This is a genomic window from Methylibium sp. Root1272 (assembly GCF_001425905.1).
Taxonomy (GTDB): domain Bacteria; phylum Pseudomonadota; class Gammaproteobacteria; order Burkholderiales; family Burkholderiaceae_C; genus Methylibium.
In genome coordinates this window covers 1-16754 of record NZ_LMDY01000007.1, presented here as the reverse complement: position 1 = coordinate 16754, position 16754 = coordinate 1, and the positions used below count along the sequence as shown (strand labels likewise).

General features: G+C 64.8%; 13 protein-coding genes, 1 tRNA gene and 1 pseudogene. 14 read left to right on the top strand and 1 reads right to left on the bottom strand.

The window, feature by feature from the left end; all coding sequences use genetic code 11:
• From ASC67_RS20160 to rpoC, 10 genes and pseudogenes are all read left to right on the top strand, one after another.
• A pseudogene (locus ASC67_RS20160) lies at positions 1-98 on the top strand (elongation factor Tu); the annotation flags it as partial.
• Between the two features lie 19 nt (positions 99-117).
• Positions 118-193: transfer RNA gene (locus ASC67_RS05650), tRNA-Trp, on the top strand.
• A gap of 132 nt (positions 194-325) precedes the next feature.
• Positions 326-709: a preprotein translocase subunit SecE gene (gene secE / locus ASC67_RS05645; protein ID WP_056316281.1), complete on the top strand. Its 384-nt coding sequence runs from the start codon at positions 326-328 to the stop codon at positions 707-709.
• Positions 710-726: 17 nt separating this feature from the next.
• Positions 727-1305 carry a transcription termination/antitermination protein NusG gene (gene nusG / locus ASC67_RS05640; protein ID WP_056316278.1) on the top strand — a complete coding sequence of 193 codons (579 nt, stop codon included), beginning with the start codon at positions 727-729 and terminating at the stop codon, positions 1303-1305.
• A 164-nt stretch (positions 1306-1469) separates the two neighbouring features.
• Positions 1470-1901, top strand: a complete 432-nt coding sequence (rplK, locus tag ASC67_RS05635; protein ID WP_056316275.1) for a 50S ribosomal protein L11 — start codon at positions 1470-1472, stop codon at positions 1899-1901.
• Position 1902: 1 nt separating this feature from the next.
• Positions 1903-2610 (top strand): 50S ribosomal protein L1, encoded by a 708-nt coding sequence (rplA, locus tag ASC67_RS05630; protein WP_011831028.1) that lies wholly within the window; start codon positions 1903-1905, stop codon positions 2608-2610.
• A 306-nt stretch (positions 2611-2916) separates the two neighbouring features.
• Positions 2917-3447, top strand: coding sequence for a 50S ribosomal protein L10 (gene rplJ, locus ASC67_RS05625; RefSeq protein ID WP_056316272.1), 531 nt, complete (start codon positions 2917-2919; stop codon positions 3445-3447).
• 42 nt (positions 3448-3489) lie between these two features.
• Entirely contained in the window at positions 3490-3867 is a 378-nt protein-coding gene (gene rplL / locus ASC67_RS05620; protein ID WP_056316271.1) for a 50S ribosomal protein L7/L12, read from the top strand.
• A 348-nt stretch (positions 3868-4215) separates the two neighbouring features.
• On the top strand, positions 4216-8343 hold the full coding sequence (rpoB, locus tag ASC67_RS05615; RefSeq protein WP_056316268.1) for a DNA-directed RNA polymerase subunit beta: 4128 nt from the start codon (positions 4216-4218) through the stop codon (positions 8341-8343).
• A 12-nt stretch (positions 8344-8355) separates the two neighbouring features.
• Entirely contained in the window at positions 8356-12585 is a 4230-nt protein-coding gene (rpoC, locus tag ASC67_RS05610; protein WP_056316264.1) for a DNA-directed RNA polymerase subunit beta', read from the top strand.
• A 45-nt stretch (positions 12586-12630) separates the two neighbouring features.
• Here rpoC and ASC67_RS05605 read toward each other — a convergent pair whose 3' ends face one another.
• Complete coding sequence (locus ASC67_RS05605; protein ID WP_056316259.1) at positions 12631-13119, bottom strand: putative toxin-antitoxin system toxin component, PIN family; 489 nt, start codon at positions 13117-13119, stop codon at positions 12631-12633.
• Positions 13120-13365: 246 nt separating this feature from the next.
• Here ASC67_RS05605 and rpsL point away from each other — a divergent pair, with 246 nt between their 5' ends.
• From rpsL to ASC67_RS05585, 4 genes are all read left to right on the top strand, one after another.
• On the top strand, positions 13366-13743 hold the full coding sequence (rpsL, locus tag ASC67_RS05600; protein ID WP_011831022.1) for a 30S ribosomal protein S12: 378 nt from the start codon (positions 13366-13368) through the stop codon (positions 13741-13743).
• 138 nt (positions 13744-13881) lie between these two features.
• On the top strand, positions 13882-14352 hold the full coding sequence (gene rpsG, locus ASC67_RS05595; protein ID WP_011831021.1) for a 30S ribosomal protein S7: 471 nt from the start codon (positions 13882-13884) through the stop codon (positions 14350-14352).
• Between the two features lie 74 nt (positions 14353-14426).
• A complete protein-coding gene (gene fusA / locus ASC67_RS05590; protein WP_056316257.1) occupies positions 14427-16529 on the top strand; it encodes an elongation factor G in 2103 nt (700 codons plus the stop codon).
• 126 nt (positions 16530-16655) lie between these two features.
• Positions 16656-16754: GTP-binding protein (locus ASC67_RS05585; RefSeq protein ID WP_235566231.1), on the top strand; the 99-nt coding region annotated here is incomplete at its 3' end.

The window sequence follows — 16754 nt, the reverse complement described above, 5'->3', positions numbered from 1 at the left end:
TGATCAACCCGATCGCGATGGAAGAAGGCCTGCGCTTCGCCATCCGTGAGGGCGGCCGCACCGTCGGCGCAGGCGTCGTCGCCAAGATCATCGAGTAATCATTTTCAAGGGTTGCGTAGGGGTATAGCTCAATTGGCAGAGCGTCGGTCTCCAAAACCGAAGGTTGGGGGTTCGATTCCCTCTGCCCCTGCCACGCACCACCCGGAGTCCGACAGGCACTGATCGAATCGAATGCAAATGCCGGCGCGCAGCGGCCCGCAGGGAGTCCTCGGACCCCGCGGGCCTTGCTGCTGAAGGGCCGGCATCGTGATCGAACCGAAGCAAGATGAACAACCCAACCGTCGAAACCGTTTCCACCGGCGCTGACAAGGCCAAGCTCGCTGCGGCGGGCTTGCTCGTCGTCGGCGCGGTCGCCGCGTTCTACCTGCTCGGCAAGCAGGACCTGTGGCTGCGCGTGGTCGCGCTGCTGGTGCTGATGGCTGCCGGCGTGGCCGTGTTCTTCACGGCCGAGCCGGGCAAGGCGCTGGCCGGCTTCGGCCGCGACTCGGTGCGTGAACTGCGCAAGGTCGTGTGGCCGAGCCGCAAGGAAGCGATCCAGATGACGGGCTACGTGTTCGCCTTCGTGTTCGTGATGGCGCTGTTCCTGTGGCTGACCGACAAGACCCTCGAGTGGGCGCTGTACGACTTGATCCTGGGTTGGAGGCGCTGAAAGGCGCGAGGTTGAACATGAGCGAAGTCCAGACCCCAGCCACCACCGACACCGCACCGGTCAATCCGCTGCGCTGGTACGTGGTGCATGCCTACTCCGGCATGGAGAAGGCCGTCGAGCGCAACCTGCGCGAGCGCATCGACCGCGCCGCCATGCAGGCGAAGTTCGGCCGCATCCTCGTCCCGACCGAGGAAGTGGTCGAGATGAAGAACGGCAAGAAGGCCGTCACCGAGCGCCGCTTCTTCCCCGGCTACGTGCTGGTCGAGATGCTGATGGACGATGAGTCCTGGCATCTGGTGAAGCACACCTCCAAGGTCACCGGTTTCGTCGGCGGCGCGAAGAACCGTCCGGCGCCGATCTCCGAGGCCGAGGTGATGAAGATCGTGCACCAGATGCAGGAAGGCATCGAGAAGCCGCGTCCCAAGGTCGAGTGGGAGGTGGGCGAACTGGTGCGCGTCAAGGAAGGCCCGTTCACCGATTTCAACGGCGCGATCGAGGAAGTCAACTACGACAAGTCGAAGGTGCGAGTCTCGGTCACCATCTTCGGCCGCTCGACGCCGGTGGAACTGGATTTCCACGAGGTCGAGAAGGTCTGATGAATTCAGCCCCGATGGCGGGGCGGCGCGCCGCAAGGCAGGCGCCAGACGCCATCCGTTGCTGCCGGTGACGTGACATCGGTGTGAGGAGCCCGGGTAGCCAGTCCCTGGCGTTTGCACTCAACCTCCATCGCAGGCCGCGAAGGGGGTTCTAGGAGAAACACATGGCCAAGAAGATTGTCGGCTTCATCAAGCTGCAAATCCCGGCCGGGAAGGCGAATCCGTCGCCCCCGATCGGTCCCGCGCTGGGTCAGCGCGGCCTCAACATCATGGAGTTCTGCAAGGCGTTCAACGCCCAGACCCAGTCGATGGAACCCGGCCTCGTGCTGCCGGTCGTGATCACGGCGTTCGCGGACAAGAGCTTCACCTTCGTGCTGAAGTCGCCGCCCGCCACGGTGCTGATCAAGAAGGCGATCAAGCTCGACAAGGGATCGGCCAAGCCGCATACCGACAAGGTCGGCAAGATCACCCGGGCGCAGCTCGAGGAGATCGCCAAGACCAAGACCAAGGATCTGACGGCGTCCGACCTGGACGCAGCGGTCCGCACCATCGCGGGCACGGCCCGCTCGATGGGCGTCACGACGGAGGGTGTCTGACATGGCCAAGCTCACCAAACGCCAGAAGGCCCTCGAGGGCAAGGTCGACAGCCTGAAGCTGTACGCGATCGACGACGCCTTCAAGATCGTGCGTGACTGCGCGACCGCGAAGTTCGACGAATCGATCGACGTGTCGGTGCAACTCGGCATCGACGCCAAGAAGTCCGACCAGGTCGTGCGTGGCGCCGTCGTGCTGCCCAACGGCACCGGCAAGACCAAGCGCGTCGCGGTGTTCGCCCAGGGCGCCAAGGCCGAGGAGGCCAAGGCCGCCGGTGCCGACGTGGTCGGCATGGAAGACCTGGCCGAACAGGTCAAGGCCGGCAACCTGAACTTCGACGTCGTGATCGCGTCGCCGGACACGATGCGCATCGTCGGTACGCTGGGCCAGATCCTGGGGCCGCGCGGCCTGATGCCGAATCCGAAGGTCGGCACCGTGACGCCCGACGTGGCCACCGCCGTGAAGAACGCGAAGGCCGGTCAGGTGCAGTTCCGCGTCGACAAGGCCGGGATCATCCACACGACGCTGGGCCGCCGCTCATTCGACGGCGACAAGCTCAAGGGCAACCTGCAGGCGCTGATCGAGGCGCTGAACAAGGCCAAGCCGGCGACCAGCAAGGGCATCTACCTGCGCAAGGTCGCGGTGTCGTCGACCATGGGTGTCGGCGTGCGCGTGGACGTGGCGTCGATCAACGCCGCCGCCCAGGGCTGATCTATCGAACAAGGGTTTCGCGAGTGTCTGACGCGAGAGACCCGGCTGAATTGGTGGGTCGTGCCGGTGAGCCTCTCGGGGCCATCCGGCACGGGCCGTCATAGACCGTTGGTGCGGTGCGAGCCGCCTAAATGAGGCGTCGACCGAAGGGTCGGCGACGAAGCCAACGCAGATGGCGATCCCGCTGAACGGGTATGGCCGTCGATGACGAAGCGATTCGTGATCGACGGGGTTCCTGGACAGAAGGTCGCTGAAGTGGGTGCCGCGGACCGCAAGGCCCGGGGCGCATAAGCAAAGGAGTGGACCTTGAGTCTGAATCGCAACGAGAAAGAAGCCGTCGTGGCGCAGGTGTCGGCCCAGGTGGCCAAGGCACAGACGCTGGCGCTGGCCGAGTACCGCGGACTCACGGTGGAACACTTGAACGCGCTGCGCAAGCAGGCGCGCGAGAAGGGCGTTTATCTTCACGTGCTGAAGAACACGCTCGCTCGCCGCGCCGTCGCCGGCACGCCGTTCGAAGTGGCCGCCGAGAGCATGGCTGGCCCGCTGATCTACGGCTTCTCCGAAGACGCCGTGGCAGCAGCCAAAGTCATCGCGGACTTCGCCAAGACCAACGAAAAGCTGGTCGTCAAGGGCGGTGCCCTGAATGGCAAGGCACTGGATGCTGCCGGCGTCAAGGCGCTGGCAGCGGTGCCGAGCAGGGAGGTGCTGCTGACCCAGCTCGCCGGCCTGCTGCAGTCGCCGATCTCGCGCTTTGCGCGGGCACTGGCGGCCGTGGCCGACAAGAAGGGCGAAGGCGCCGCACCCGCGGTGACCGCCGAGGCCGCACCGGCCGCCTGACGATCGCATCAACGCAAACCTATCTGTTTCGAGGAATCCAAAATGGCATTCGATAAAGACGCTTTCCTGACCGCACTGGACACCATCTCCGTGCTGGAACTCAATGACCTGGTCAAGGCCATCGAAGAGAAGTTCGGCGTGTCCGCCGCGGCCGTGGCCGCCCCGTCCGCCGGCGGTGGCGGTGCTGCCGCCGCTGCGGTGGAGGAGAAGACCGAGTTCAACGCCGTGCTGCTCGAGGCCGGCGCGAACAAGGTGTCGGTCATCAAGGCCGTGCGCGAACTGACGGGCCTGGGCCTGAAGGAAGCCAAGGACCTGGTCGACGGCGCTCCGAAGAACGTGAAGGAAGCCGTGGCCAAGGCCGATGCCGAAGCCGCCGTCAAGAAGCTGGTGGAAGCCGGCGCGAAGGCCGAGCTGAAGTAACTCGGCTCGGCGCACGAGGCTGGGTGCCGGATCGGCCCCAGCCTTTTGCGCTTCATGGCGCGAACCTGCCAATTAGCCCTTGGTGGGTATCTGGAAGCCCCTCGAGGTCATAATCGAGGGTTTTTCCGAGGGCCGTGAGCACCTGGAAGCCTCCCGCGAGGGGGTTTCCAAGTGTTCTCTGAAACGACTGCAGGGAACCGGTTTGGTCGGGCTGGGGTGCAATGCCCCGGTTGTCCGCCAGCGGCTGGTAGTGGCCAGCCACCAAGCAGCAGACGCAAGGTCTGCGTCGCCAGTCGCCGAAAGAGTGTCGCCTAGGCCGGGCGGTGCTCATTCGACACGGAGTGATCAATGGCGCAAGCAACCCCCTACAGCTATACCGAGCGCAAGCGCATCCGGAAGAGTTTCGGAAAGCGCGAGAACGTCTTGGGCGTGCCCTATCTGCTGACGATGCAGAAGGATTCCTACGTCGCCTTCCTTCAGAAGGACGTGCCGCCCCAAAAGCGCAAACCGGAGGGCTTGCAAGCCGCCTTCCTCTCCGCCTTCCCGATCGTCTCGCACAACGGGTTCGTGGAGATGAAGTACATCGAGTTCAACATGGCCAAGCCCGCGTTCGACACGCGGGAATGCCAGCAACGCGGCCTGACCTACGCCGCCGCCGTGCGCGCCAAGCTGCAGATGATCATCTATGACCGTGAAACCTCGACCTCGCAGTCGAAGGTGGTCAAGGAGATCAAGGAGCAGGAGGTCTACATGGGCGAGGTGCCCCTGATGACCGACTACGGCTCGTTCATCGTCAACGGCACGGAGCGCGTGATCGTGTCGCAGCTGCACCGCTCGCCGGGCGTGTTCTTCGAGCACGACAAAGGCAAGACCCACAGCTCGGGCAAACTGTTGTTCAGCGCGCGCATCATTCCCTACCGCGGCTCGTGGCTGGATTTCGAATTCGACCCGAAGGACATCCTGTACTTCCGCGTCGACCGCCGCCGCAAGATGCCGGTGACGATCCTGCTGAAGGCCATCGGCCTGAACCCGGAGCAGATCCTCGCGAACTTCTTCGTGTTCGACAATTTCCGCCTGATGGATTCGGGCGCGCAGATGGAGTTCGTGGCCGACCGGCTGCGCGGCGAGATCGCGCGCTTCGACCTGACCGACAAGGCGGGCGCCGTGATCGTCGAGAAGGACAAGCGCATCACTGCGCGCCACACGCGTGCGCTGGAGGCGTCGGGCACCAGCTTCATCAGCGTGCCGGAAGACTTCCTCGTCGGTCGTGTGCTGGCCAAGAACATGGTCGACGCCGACACCGGCGAGATCGTCGCGAAGGCCAACGACGAGCTGACCGACTCGCTGCTGAAGAAGCTGCGCACGGCGGGCATCAAGGACATCCAGTGCCTGTACACGAACGAGCTCGACATGGGCGCGTACATCTCGCAGACGCTGGCCAGCGACGAAACCGCCGACGAGCTGGCCGCTCGTGTGGCGATCTACCGCATGATGCGCCCCGGCGAGCCGCCGACCGAGGACGCGGTGCAGGCGCTGTTCAACCGCCTGTTCTACAGCGAGGACACCTACGACCTGTCGCGTGTCGGCCGCATGAAGTTCAACGCCCGCGTCGGGCGTGACACCGCCGAAGGCCGCATGGTGCTGGCCAACGACGACATCCTCGACGTGGTCAAGATCCTGGTCGAGCTGCGCAACGGCCGCGGCGAGGTCGACGACATCGATCACCTCGGCAACCGTCGTGTGCGTTGCGTCGGCGAACTGGCCGAGAACCAGTACCGCTCGGGCCTCGCCCGCATCGAGAAGGCCGTGAAGGAGCGTCTCGGCCAGGCCGAGACCGAAGCGTTGATGCCGCACGACCTGATCAACTCCAAGCCGATCTCCGCGGCGCTGAAGGAGTTCTTCGGGGCAAGCCAGCTGTCGCAGTTCATGGACCAGACCAACCCGCTGTCCGAGATCACGCACAAGCGTCGCGTCTCGGCCCTGGGCCCGGGCGGCCTGACCCGTGAGCGTGCCGGCTTCGAGGTGCGCGACGTGCATCCGACCCACTACGGCCGCGTCTGCCCGATCGAGACCCCGGAAGGCCCGAACATCGGCCTGATCAATTCGCTGGCGCTGTACGCGCAGCTCAACGAGTACGGCTTCCTCGAGACGCCCTACCGTCGTGTGATCGACAGCAAGGTCACCGACCAGATCGACTACCTGTCGGCCATCGAGGAAGGCAAGTACGTCATCGCGCAGGCGAACGCCGGCCTCGACAAGGACGGCAAGCTGATCGACGAGCTGGTGTCGGCCCGCGAGAGCGGCGAGTCGGTGCTGACCTCGCCGGAGCGCATCCAGTACATGGACGTGGCGCCGACGCAGATCGTCTCGGTGGCCGCCTCGCTGGTGCCTTTCCTCGAGCACGACGATGCGAACCGCGCGCTGATGGGCGCGAACATGCAGCGCCAGGCCGTGCCGGTGCTGCGCCCGGAGAAGGCCTTCGTCGGCACCGGCGTCGAGCGCGTCTCGGCAGTCGATTCGGGCACGGTCGTCACCGCCAAGCGCGGCGGCGTGGTCGACTACATCGACACCAACCGCATCGTGATCCGCGTCAACGACGCAGAAACGGTGGCGGGCGAGGTCGGCGTCGACATCTACAACCTGATCAAGTACCAGCGCTCGAACCAGAACACCAACATCCACCAGCGCCCGATCGTCCAGCGCGGTGACCAGGTGGGCGCCGGCGACGTGATCGCCGACGGCGCATCGACCGACATCGGCGAACTGGCGCTCGGCCAGAACATGCTGGTGGCGTTCATGCCCTGGAACGGCTACAACTTCGAAGACTCGATCCTGATCTCCGAACGCGTGGTCGCCGAGGACCGCTACACCTCGATCCATATCGAGGAACTGGTGGTGATGGCGCGCGACACCAAGCTGGGCTCGGAGGAAATCACCCGCGACATCCCGAACCTGTCCGAGCAGCAGCTCGGCCGGCTCGACGAGTCGGGCATCGTCTACATCGGTGCCGAGGTGAACCCGGGTGACGTGCTGGTCGGCAAGGTCACGCCCAAGGGCGAGACCACGCTGACGCCGGAAGAGAAGCTGCTGCGCGCGATCTTCGGCGAGAAGGCGTCCGACGTGAAGGACACCTCGCTGCGCGTGGACCAGGGCACCAACGGCACCGTGATCGACGTGCAGGTGTTCACCCGCGAAGGCATCCAGCGCGACAAGCGCGCCCAGCAGATCATCGACGACGAGCTCAAGCGCTTCCGTCTGGACCTGAACGACCAGCTGCGCATCGTCGAGGCCGACGCCTTCGACCGGATCGAGAAGCTGCTGTCCGGCAAGACCGCCAACGGCGGTCCGAACAAGCTCGCCAAGGGCACGCCGATCGACAAGGCCTACCTGGCCAGCGTCGACAAGTACCACTGGTTCGACATCCGCCCGGCCGACGACGACGTCGCCAACCAGCTCGAGTCGATCAAGAACTCGCTCGAGCAGACGCGCCACAGCTTCGACCTCGCCTTCGAGGAGAAGCGCAAGAAGCTGACGCAGGGCGACGAACTGCCGGCGGGCGTGCTGAAGATGGTCAAGGTCTACCTGGCCGTCAAGCGCCGCCTGCAGCCGGGCGACAAGATGGCCGGCCGTCACGGCAACAAGGGCGTGGTCTCCAAGATCGTGCCGGTCGAGGACATGCCCTACATGGCCGACGGCACGCCGTGCGACATCGTCCTCAATCCGCTGGGCGTGCCCTCGCGGATGAACGTCGGTCAGGTGCTGGAAGTGCATCTGGGCTGGGCCGCCAAGGGCATCGGCCAGCGCATCGGCGACATGCTGCAGCAGGAGTCGAAGCTGGCCGACCTGCGCAAGTTCCTCGACGAGCTGTACAACAAGTCGGGCGGCAAGTCGGAGAACCTGAACGGGCTCAGCGACGCCGAGATCACCGAGATGGCGACCAACCTCGCGCAGGGCGTGCCGTTCGCGACGCCGGTGTTCGACGGTGCCACCGAGGAAGAGATTCGCGCGATGATGCACCTCGCCTACCCCGAGGAGATCGCCGCGACCAAGGGCCTCAACGCGACCCGCACTCAGGCCACGCTGCACGACGGCCGCACCGGCGACGCCTTCGAGCGGCCGGTCACGGTGGGCTACATGCACGTGCTGAAGTTGCACCACCTGGTCGACGACAAGATGCACGCCCGCTCCACCGGCCCGTACAGCCTGGTCACGCAGCAGCCGCTGGGCGGCAAGGCGCAGTTCGGCGGCCAGCGCTTCGGCGAAATGGAAGTCTGGGCGCTGGAAGCCTATGGCGCGAGCTACGTGCTGCAGGAAATGCTGACCGTGAAGTCGGACGACGTGAACGGCCGCACCAAGGTGTACGAAAGCATCGTCAAGGGCGAGCACGCGATCGAGGCCGGCATGCCGGAATCGTTCAACGTGCTGGTGAAGGAAATTCGTTCGCTCGGCATCGACATCGAGCTCGAGCGCAACTAAAGGAGAAGATGCATGAAGGGACTACTCGACCTTTTCAAGCAGTTCACCCCGGATGAGCATTTCGATGCCATCAAGATCGGCCTGGCGTCCCCGGAGAAGATCCGGAGCTGGTCGTTCGGCGAGGTGAAGAAGCCCGAGACCATCAACTACCGCACCTTCAAGCCGGAACGTGACGGCCTGTTCTGCGCCAAGATCTTCGGCCCGATCAAGGACTACGAATGCCTGTGCGGCAAGTACAAGCGCCTCAAGCACCGTGGCGTGATCTGCGAGAAGTGCGGCGTCGAGGTCACGCAGACCAAGGTGCGCCGTGATCGCATGGGTCACATCGACCTGGCGGCGCCGTGCGCGCACATCTGGTTCCTGAAGTCGCTGCCGTCGCGCCTGGGCCTGGTGCTCGACATGACGCTGCGCGACATCGAGCGCGTGCTTTACTTCGAAGCCTACGTGGTGGTCGACCCGGGCATGACCGAGCTGAAGAAGTTCTCGATCATGACCGAGGACGACTACGACGCAAAGAAGCAGCAGCACGGCGACGAGTTCGTCGCGCTGATGGGTGCCGAGGGCATCCAGAAGCTGCTGGCCGAGATCGACCTCGACGTCGAGATCGAGCGCCTGCGCGGCGACATGACCGGCTCCGAACTGAAGGTCAAGAAGAACTCGCGTCGCCTGAAGGTGATGGAGGCCTTCAAGAAGTCGGGCATCAAGCCGCAGTGGATGGTGATGAACGTGCTGCCCGTGCTGCCGCCGGACCTGCGTCCGCTGGTGCCGCTGGATGGCGGGCGTTTCGCCACTTCCGACCTGAACGATCTGTACCGCCGCGTCATCAACCGCAACAACCGACTCGCGCGCCTGCTCGAGCTGAAGGCTCCCGAGATCATCGTGCGCAACGAGAAGCGCATGCTGCAGGAAGCGGTCGACTCGCTGCTGGACAACGGCCGTCGCGGCAAGGCGATGACGGGCGCGAACAAGCGCGCGCTGAAGTCGCTGGCCGACATGATCAAGGGCAAGAGCGGCCGCTTCCGCCAGAACCTGCTGGGCAAGCGCGTCGACTACTCGGGCCGTTCGGTCATCGTGGTGGGCCCGACGCTCAAGCTGCACCAGTGCGGCCTGCCCAAGCTGATGGCGCTCGAGCTGTTCAAGCCCTTCATCTTCTCGCGCCTGGAAGCCATGGGCATCGCCACCACCATCAAGGCGGCGAAGAAGGAAGTGGAATCGGGCACGCCGGTGGTGTGGGACATCCTTGAAGAAGTCATCAAGGAGCACCCGGTCATGCTGAACCGTGCGCCGACGCTGCACCGCCTGGGCATCCAGGCCTTCGAGCCGGTGCTGATCGAAGGCAAGGCGATCCAGTTGCATCCGCTGGTCTGCGCGGCGTTCAACGCCGACTTCGACGGCGACCAGATGGCCGTCCACGTGCCGCTGTCGATCGAGGCGCAGATGGAAGCCCGCACGTTGATGCTGGCCTCCAACAACGTGCTGTTCCCGGCCAACGGCGAACCGTCGATCGTGCCGTCGCAGGACGTGGTGCTGGGCCTGTACTACGCGACTCGCGACCGCATCAATGCCAAGGGCGAGGGCCTGATCTTCGCCGACGTGGTAGAGGTGCAGCGTGCGCTCGACAACGCCCAGGTGGAGATCACCGCCAAGATCGCCGTGCGCCTGACCGAGTGGACCAAGGACAAGGAAACGGGTGAATTTACGTCCGAGACCAAGCTGGTGGACACGACGGTCGGCCGCGCGCTGCTGTCCGAGATTCTGCCCAAGGGGCTGCCGTTCTCGAACATCAACAAGGCGCTGAAGAAGAAGGAAATCTCGCGCCTGATCAACACGTCGTTCCGCAAGTGCGGCCTGAAGGAGACGGTGGTCCTGGCTGACAAGCTGCTGCAGAGTGGCTTCCGTCTGGCCACGCGCGCCGGCATCTCGATCTCGATCGACGACATGCTGGTGCCGAAGGAGAAGCCGGGCCTGATCGAGCGCGCCGAGAAGGAAGTCAAGGAGATCGAGCAGCAGTACGTCTCGGGTCTGGTGACGGCCGGCGAGCGCTACAACAAGGTCGTGGACATCTGGGGCAAGACCGGCGACGAAGTCGGCAAGGTCATGATGAGCCAGCTGGCCAAGCAGAAGGTCATCGACCGCCACGGCAAGGAAGTCGACCAGGAGTCGTTCAACTCCATCTACATGATGGCCGACTCCGGTGCGCGCGGTTCGGCCGCGCAGATCCGCCAGCTGGCGGGCATGCGGGGCCTGATGGCCAAGCCGGACGGCTCGATCATCGAGACGCCCATCACGGCGAACTTCCGTGAAGGCCTGAACGTGCTGCAGTACTTCATCTCCACCCACGGCGCCCGCAAGGGCCTGGCGGACACGGCGCTGAAGACCGCGAACTCCGGCTACCTGACGCGCCGCCTGGTCGACGTGACCCAGGATCTGGTGGTGATCGAGGACGATTGCGGCACCGACGCCGGTATCGCGATGCGCGCGCTGGTCGAGGGCGGCGAGGTCATCGAGTCGCTGCGCGACCGCATCCTCGGCCGCGTGACGGCCATCGACGTGCTGCACCCGGAGACCCAACAGGTGGTGGTCCCGGCCGGCCTGATGCTCGACGAGGACACGCTCGACATCGTCGAGGCGGCCGCGGTCGACGAGGTGAAGGTTCGCACGCCGCTGACCTGCCACACGCGCTTCGGCCTGTGCGCCAAGTGCTACGGCCGCGACCTGGGTCGCGGTGGCCTGGTGAACTCCGGCGAGGCGGTGGGTGTCATCGCCGCGCAGTCGATCGGCGAACCCGGCACGCAGCTGACGATGCGCACCTTCCACATCGGGGGAGCGGCGTCGCGTGCGGCGGTGGCGTCCAGTGTCGAGGCGAAGTCCGATGGTCACATCGGCTTCAACGCGACGATGCGCTACGTGACCAACGGCAAGGGCGAACTGGTGGTGATCTCGCGTTCCGGCGAGATCATCATCTCCGACCAGCACGGCCGCGAACGCGAGCGTCACAAGGTGCCTTACGGCGCGACGCTCAACATCAAGGCCGACCAGCAGGTCAAGGCCGGCACCGTGCTGGCCAACTGGGATCCGCTGACCCGCCCGATCATCACCGAGTTCGCCGGCAAGGCGAAGTTCGAGAACGTCGAGGAAGGCGTCACCGTCGCCAAGCAGGTGGACGAGGTGACGGGTCTGTCGACGCTGGTGGTCATCGATCCGAAGCGCCGTGGTGCGGCCAAGGTGGTGCGTCCGCAGGTGAAGCTGCTCGATGCGGCCGGCAACGAAGTCAAGATCCCCGGCACCGACCACTCGGTGACGATCGGCTTCCCGATCGGCTCGCTGGTGCAGATCCGCGACGGCCAGGACCTCGCCCCCGGCGAAGTGCTGGCGCGCATCCCGGTCGAAGGCCAGAAGACGCGCGACATCACCGGCGGTCTGCCGCGGGTGGCCGAGCTGTTCGAGGCCCGCACGCCCAAGGACAAGGGCACGCTGGCCGAGATGACCGGTACCGTGTCGTTCGGCAAGGAGACCAAGGGCAAGGTGCGTCTGCAGATCACCGATCCGGACGGCAAGGTCTACGAAGAGCTGGTGCCGAAGGAGAAGAACATCCTGGTGCACGAAGGCCAGGTGGTCAACAAGGGTGAGTCCATCGTCGACGGTCCGGCCGATCCGCAGGACATCCTGCGCCTGCTGGGCATCGAGGAACTGGCGCGCTACATCGTCGACGAGGTGCAGGACGTCTACCGTCTGCAGGGCGTGAAGATCAACGACAAGCACATCGAGGTGATCGTTCGCCAGATGCTGCGCCGCGTGCAGATCGTCAACCCGGGCGATACGCACTACATCCTGGGTGAACAGGTCGAGCGTGCCTCGATGCTGGACACCAACGACAGGATGCGGGCCGACGGCAAGATGATCGCGACGCACGCCGACGTGCTGCTGGGCATCACCAAGGCCTCGTTGTCGACCGACTCGTTCATCTCGGCGGCTTCTTTCCAGGAAACCACGCGCGTGCTGACCGAAGCGGCGATCATGGGCAAGCGCGACGAACTCCGTGGTCTGAAGGAGAACGTCATCGTCGGCCGGCTGATCCCGGCTGGTACCGGCCTCGCCTTCCACCGGGCCCGCAAGGCCAAGGAAGAGATGGACGACGCCGAGCGCCGCTCCATCGCGCTGCAGGAAGCGGAGGAACTGGCGCTGCTAACGCCCGCGGGAACGGCCGAGGTGGCTGGCGAGGAGACGCCGCCGCCGCAGTGAGTGCAGCGGAGCGGCGACTGGCAGGGCGGCTTCGGCCGCCCTTTTTCATGGGCGACGCGATCTGGTCTGGCTGCCGGACTGGGAGGACATGGCGTCGACCCCTTCGCCACTGCTCAGCTGCCAGTCGAGTGGTGTAAGTACACGCACACCGCTCGAAGCCGCGCGCTTGCGAAGTTTCAGCAGCGCCCGATCTCGGGTCAACAGCCAGGTGGTTCGGCGTGCCAGTGCGAGATCGATGAACATCTGGTCGTCGGCATCCGTGCAGCGCAGCGGGCTGCCGGGGACGGCATCGGTATCGACGTAGGCCCAGCGGCCCCAGGCCGCCTCGAGTCGAGCGGCGTCCGGAGACCAGGTGCTCAGGCTGCTGCTCGCGAACAGCCGTCGGTGCTCGAGCAGCATCGCCGGAGTCGCGATCCAGCGGAGGGCGCCGCGCTCGACCGCCCGGCCGAAGGTCGCGGCCGGATCCTGGAAGACCAGCCAGTCGAGGAGCGCATTGGTGTCGATGACCGCGCTGGGTGGAGGGGCTGTTGTCATGGGAAGAGACGGTAAGGAGCCCACGGCTGGCGACGGCCTCTTGCTTGCGGGCGATGGGCGACACGAATATACTGTTAGGCTTTTCGGCAGATTCTGCTGCGCTCTTTGCTGGGCGACCTGTACCGCGCTTCCTGAACCGTCCTCGCTCGAGGGCCCAGCGTGCGTCCCGGGTTGGTTCCGTCTGGAGGCGTCGCGCATGACACCGGAAGACCTGAACCAGTAACTTCAAACGGGAACAAGTTACCCATGCCAACCATCAACCAGCTCGTGCGCCACGGTCGCCAGACCGAGGTCACGAAGTCGAAGTCGCCTGCGATGCAGGGCGGCCCGCAGCGCCGGGGCGTCTGCACGCGCGTCTACACCACCACGCCCAAGAAGCCGAATTCGGCGCTCCGGAAGGTCGCCAAGGTGCGCCTGACCAACGGTTTCGAGGTCATCTCGTATATCGGCGGTGAAGGCCACAACCTGCAAGAGCACAGTGTGGTGCTCGTGCGCGGCGGCCGGGTCAAGGACTTGCCGGGCGTGCGCTATCACATCGTGCGCGGCTCGCTCGACCTGCAAGGCGTGAAGGATCGCAAGCAGTCGCGCTCCAAGTACGGCGCGAAGCGCCCGAAGAAGGCGTAAGACTGCGTCAACAGGACAGTCGGCCGCAAGGCCGGCATCGGATGGCCCGCCGCCGGCGGGTCGAGTAAGTGGGTGGCCCGAGCGTGTGGCTGCCCGAGGCGCCCGAAGGGCGCCGACTGAAGCACAGAAGGAAGAGCAATGCCCCGTCGTCGCGAAGTACCCAAGCGCGAGATCCTGCCGGACCCGAAGTTCGGCAACGTCGATCTCTCGAAGTTCATGAACGTGATCATGGAGTCCGGCAAGAAAGCCGTGGCCGAGCGCATCATCTACGGCGCCCTCGAGACCGTCGAGAAGAAGGCCAACCGTGACCCGCTCGAAGTCTTCATCACCGCGCTGAACAACGTGAAGCCGATGGTCGAAGTGAAGTCCCGCCGCGTCGGCGGTGCGAACTACCAAGTTCCCGTGGAAGTTCGCCCCGTCCGCCGCATGGCACTGGCGATGCGCTGGCTCAAGGAGTCGGCCCGCAAGCGCAGCGAGAAGTCGATGGCCCAGCGTCTCGCGAATGAACTGCTGGAGGCTTCGGAAGGCCGTGGCGGCGCGATGAAGAAGCGCGACGAAGTGCACCGCATGGCCGAAGCCAACAAGGCGTTCTCGCACTTCCGCTTCTAAGCATCTTTTTGGTCCCCGGCCGCTCTTCGGGTTTATACGAACCCGCGAGCGGCCCCTGTATTTGGAGTCACACCATGGCCCGCAAGACCCCCATCGAGCGCTACCGCAACATCGGTATCTCTGCGCACATCGATGCCGGCAAGACCACGACCACCGAGCGCATCCTGTTCTACACCGGTGTGAACCACAAGATCGGTGAAGTGCATGATGGTGCGGCGACCATGGACTGGATGGAGCAGGAGCAGGAGCGCGGCATCACGATCACGTCGGCCGCCACCACCTGCTTCTGGAAGGGCATGGAACTGGCCTTTCCCGAGCACCGCATCAACATCATCGACACCCCGGGGCACGTCGACTTCACCATCGAGGTGGAGCGCTCGATGCGCGTGCTCGACGGCGCCTGCATGGTGTACTGCGCCGTGGGCGGTGTGCAGCCGCAGTCGGAGACCGTCTGGCGGCAGGCCAACAAGTACAAGGTGCCGCGTCTGGCGTTCGTCAACAAGATGGACCGCACCGGCGCGAACTTCTACAAGGTCTACGACCAGATGAAGGTGCGCCTGAAGGCGAACCCCGTGCCCATCGTGCTGCCGATCGGCGCCGAGGAGAACTTCACCGGCGTGATCGACCTCATCAAGATGAAGGCGATCATCTGGGACGAGGCCTCTCAGGGCATGAAGTTCAACTACGAAGAGATTCCCGCGGATCTGCAGGCCGAGGCGCAGAAGTGGCGCGAGAACATGGTCGAGGCCGCGGCCGAGGCCAGTGAAGAGCTGATGAACAAGTATCTCGAATCGGGCGAACTGACCGAGGCGGAGATCAAGTTCGGCATCCGCACGCGCACGATCGCCGCCGAGATTCAGCCGATGTTCTGCGGCACGGCCTTCAAGAACAAGGGCGTGCAGCGCATGCTCGACGGCGTGATCGACTTCATGCCTTCGCCGATCGACATCCCGCCGGTCCCCGGCCACGATGACGACGACAAGGAAGTGGTGCGTCGTGCGGCCGATGACGAGAAGTTCGCCGCGCTGGCCTTCAAGCTGATGACTGACCCCTACGTCGGTCAGCTCACCTTCGTGCGCGTCTACTCGGGTGTGCTGAAGTCGGGCGACTCGGTCTACAACCCGATCCGCGGCAAGAAGGAGCGCATCGGCCGGATCCTGCAGATGCACGCCAACCAGCGTGAAGAGATCAAGGAGATCCTGGCCGGCGACATCGCCGCCTGCGTGGGCCTGAAAGAAGTGACCACGGGCGAGACGCTGTGCGATCCGGACGCGATCATCACGCTCGAGAAGATGATCTTCCCCGAGCCGGTGATCTCGCAGGCCGTCGAACCGAAGACCAAGGCCGACCAGGAGAAGATGGGCATCGCCCTGGGCCGTCTGGCCCAGGAAGACCCGTCGTTCCGCGTGCGCACCGATGAAGAGTCCGGCCAGACCATCATCTCCGGCATGGGCGAATTGCACCTGGAAATCATCGTCGACCGCATGAAGCGCGAGTTCGGCGTGGAGGCCAATGTCGGCAAGCCGCAGGTCGCCTACCGCGAAACCATCCGCAAGGCGGTGTCGGACATCGAAGGCAAGTTCGTGCGCCAGTCGGGCGGCAAGGGCCAGTACGGTCACGTCGTGCTGAAGATCGAGCCGCAGGAGCCGGGCAAGGGTTTCGAGTTCGTCGACGCCATCAAGGGTGGTGTGGTGCCGCGCGAGTTCATCCCGGCCGTCAAGAAGGGCGTCGAAGACTCTCTGCCGAACGGCGTGCTCGCGGGCTTCCCGGTCGTGGACGTGAAGGTCACGCTGACCTTCGGGTCGTACCACGAGGTGGACTCGAACGAGAACGCCTTCAAGATGGCCGCGTCGCTGGGCTTCAAGGACGGCTGCCGCAAGGCCTCGCCGGTCATCCTCGAGCCGATGATGGCCGTGGAAGTCGAGACGCCGGAAGATTACGCCGGCAACGTGATGGGCGACCTGTCGTCCCGTCGCGGCATGGTGCAGGGCATGGACGACATGCCCGGCGGCGGCAAGACCATCAAGGCCGAGGTGCCGCTGTCGGAGATGTTCGGCTACTCGACCACGCTGCGCTCGATGTCTCAGGGCCGTGCCACGTACACGATGGAGTTCAAGCACTACAGCGAAGCGCCCAAGAACGTGGCCGACGCGATCATCACGTCGCGCGCGAAGTAACCCGGCGCCGAGAAAACCAGCCGGTCTTCGGTGGGGTGCCGCCTGCTGCCAGTGGCAGGTGAATCCGCTCCCCGCCGGAGACCTTAAACCGAACACTGGCACTGTTCTTTATCTGGAGATCCTGAAATGGCTAAGAGCAAATTTGAGCGGACCAAGCCGCACGTGAACGTTGGGACGATTGGACACGTGGACCATGGGAAGACGACGCTGACGGCGGCGATCACG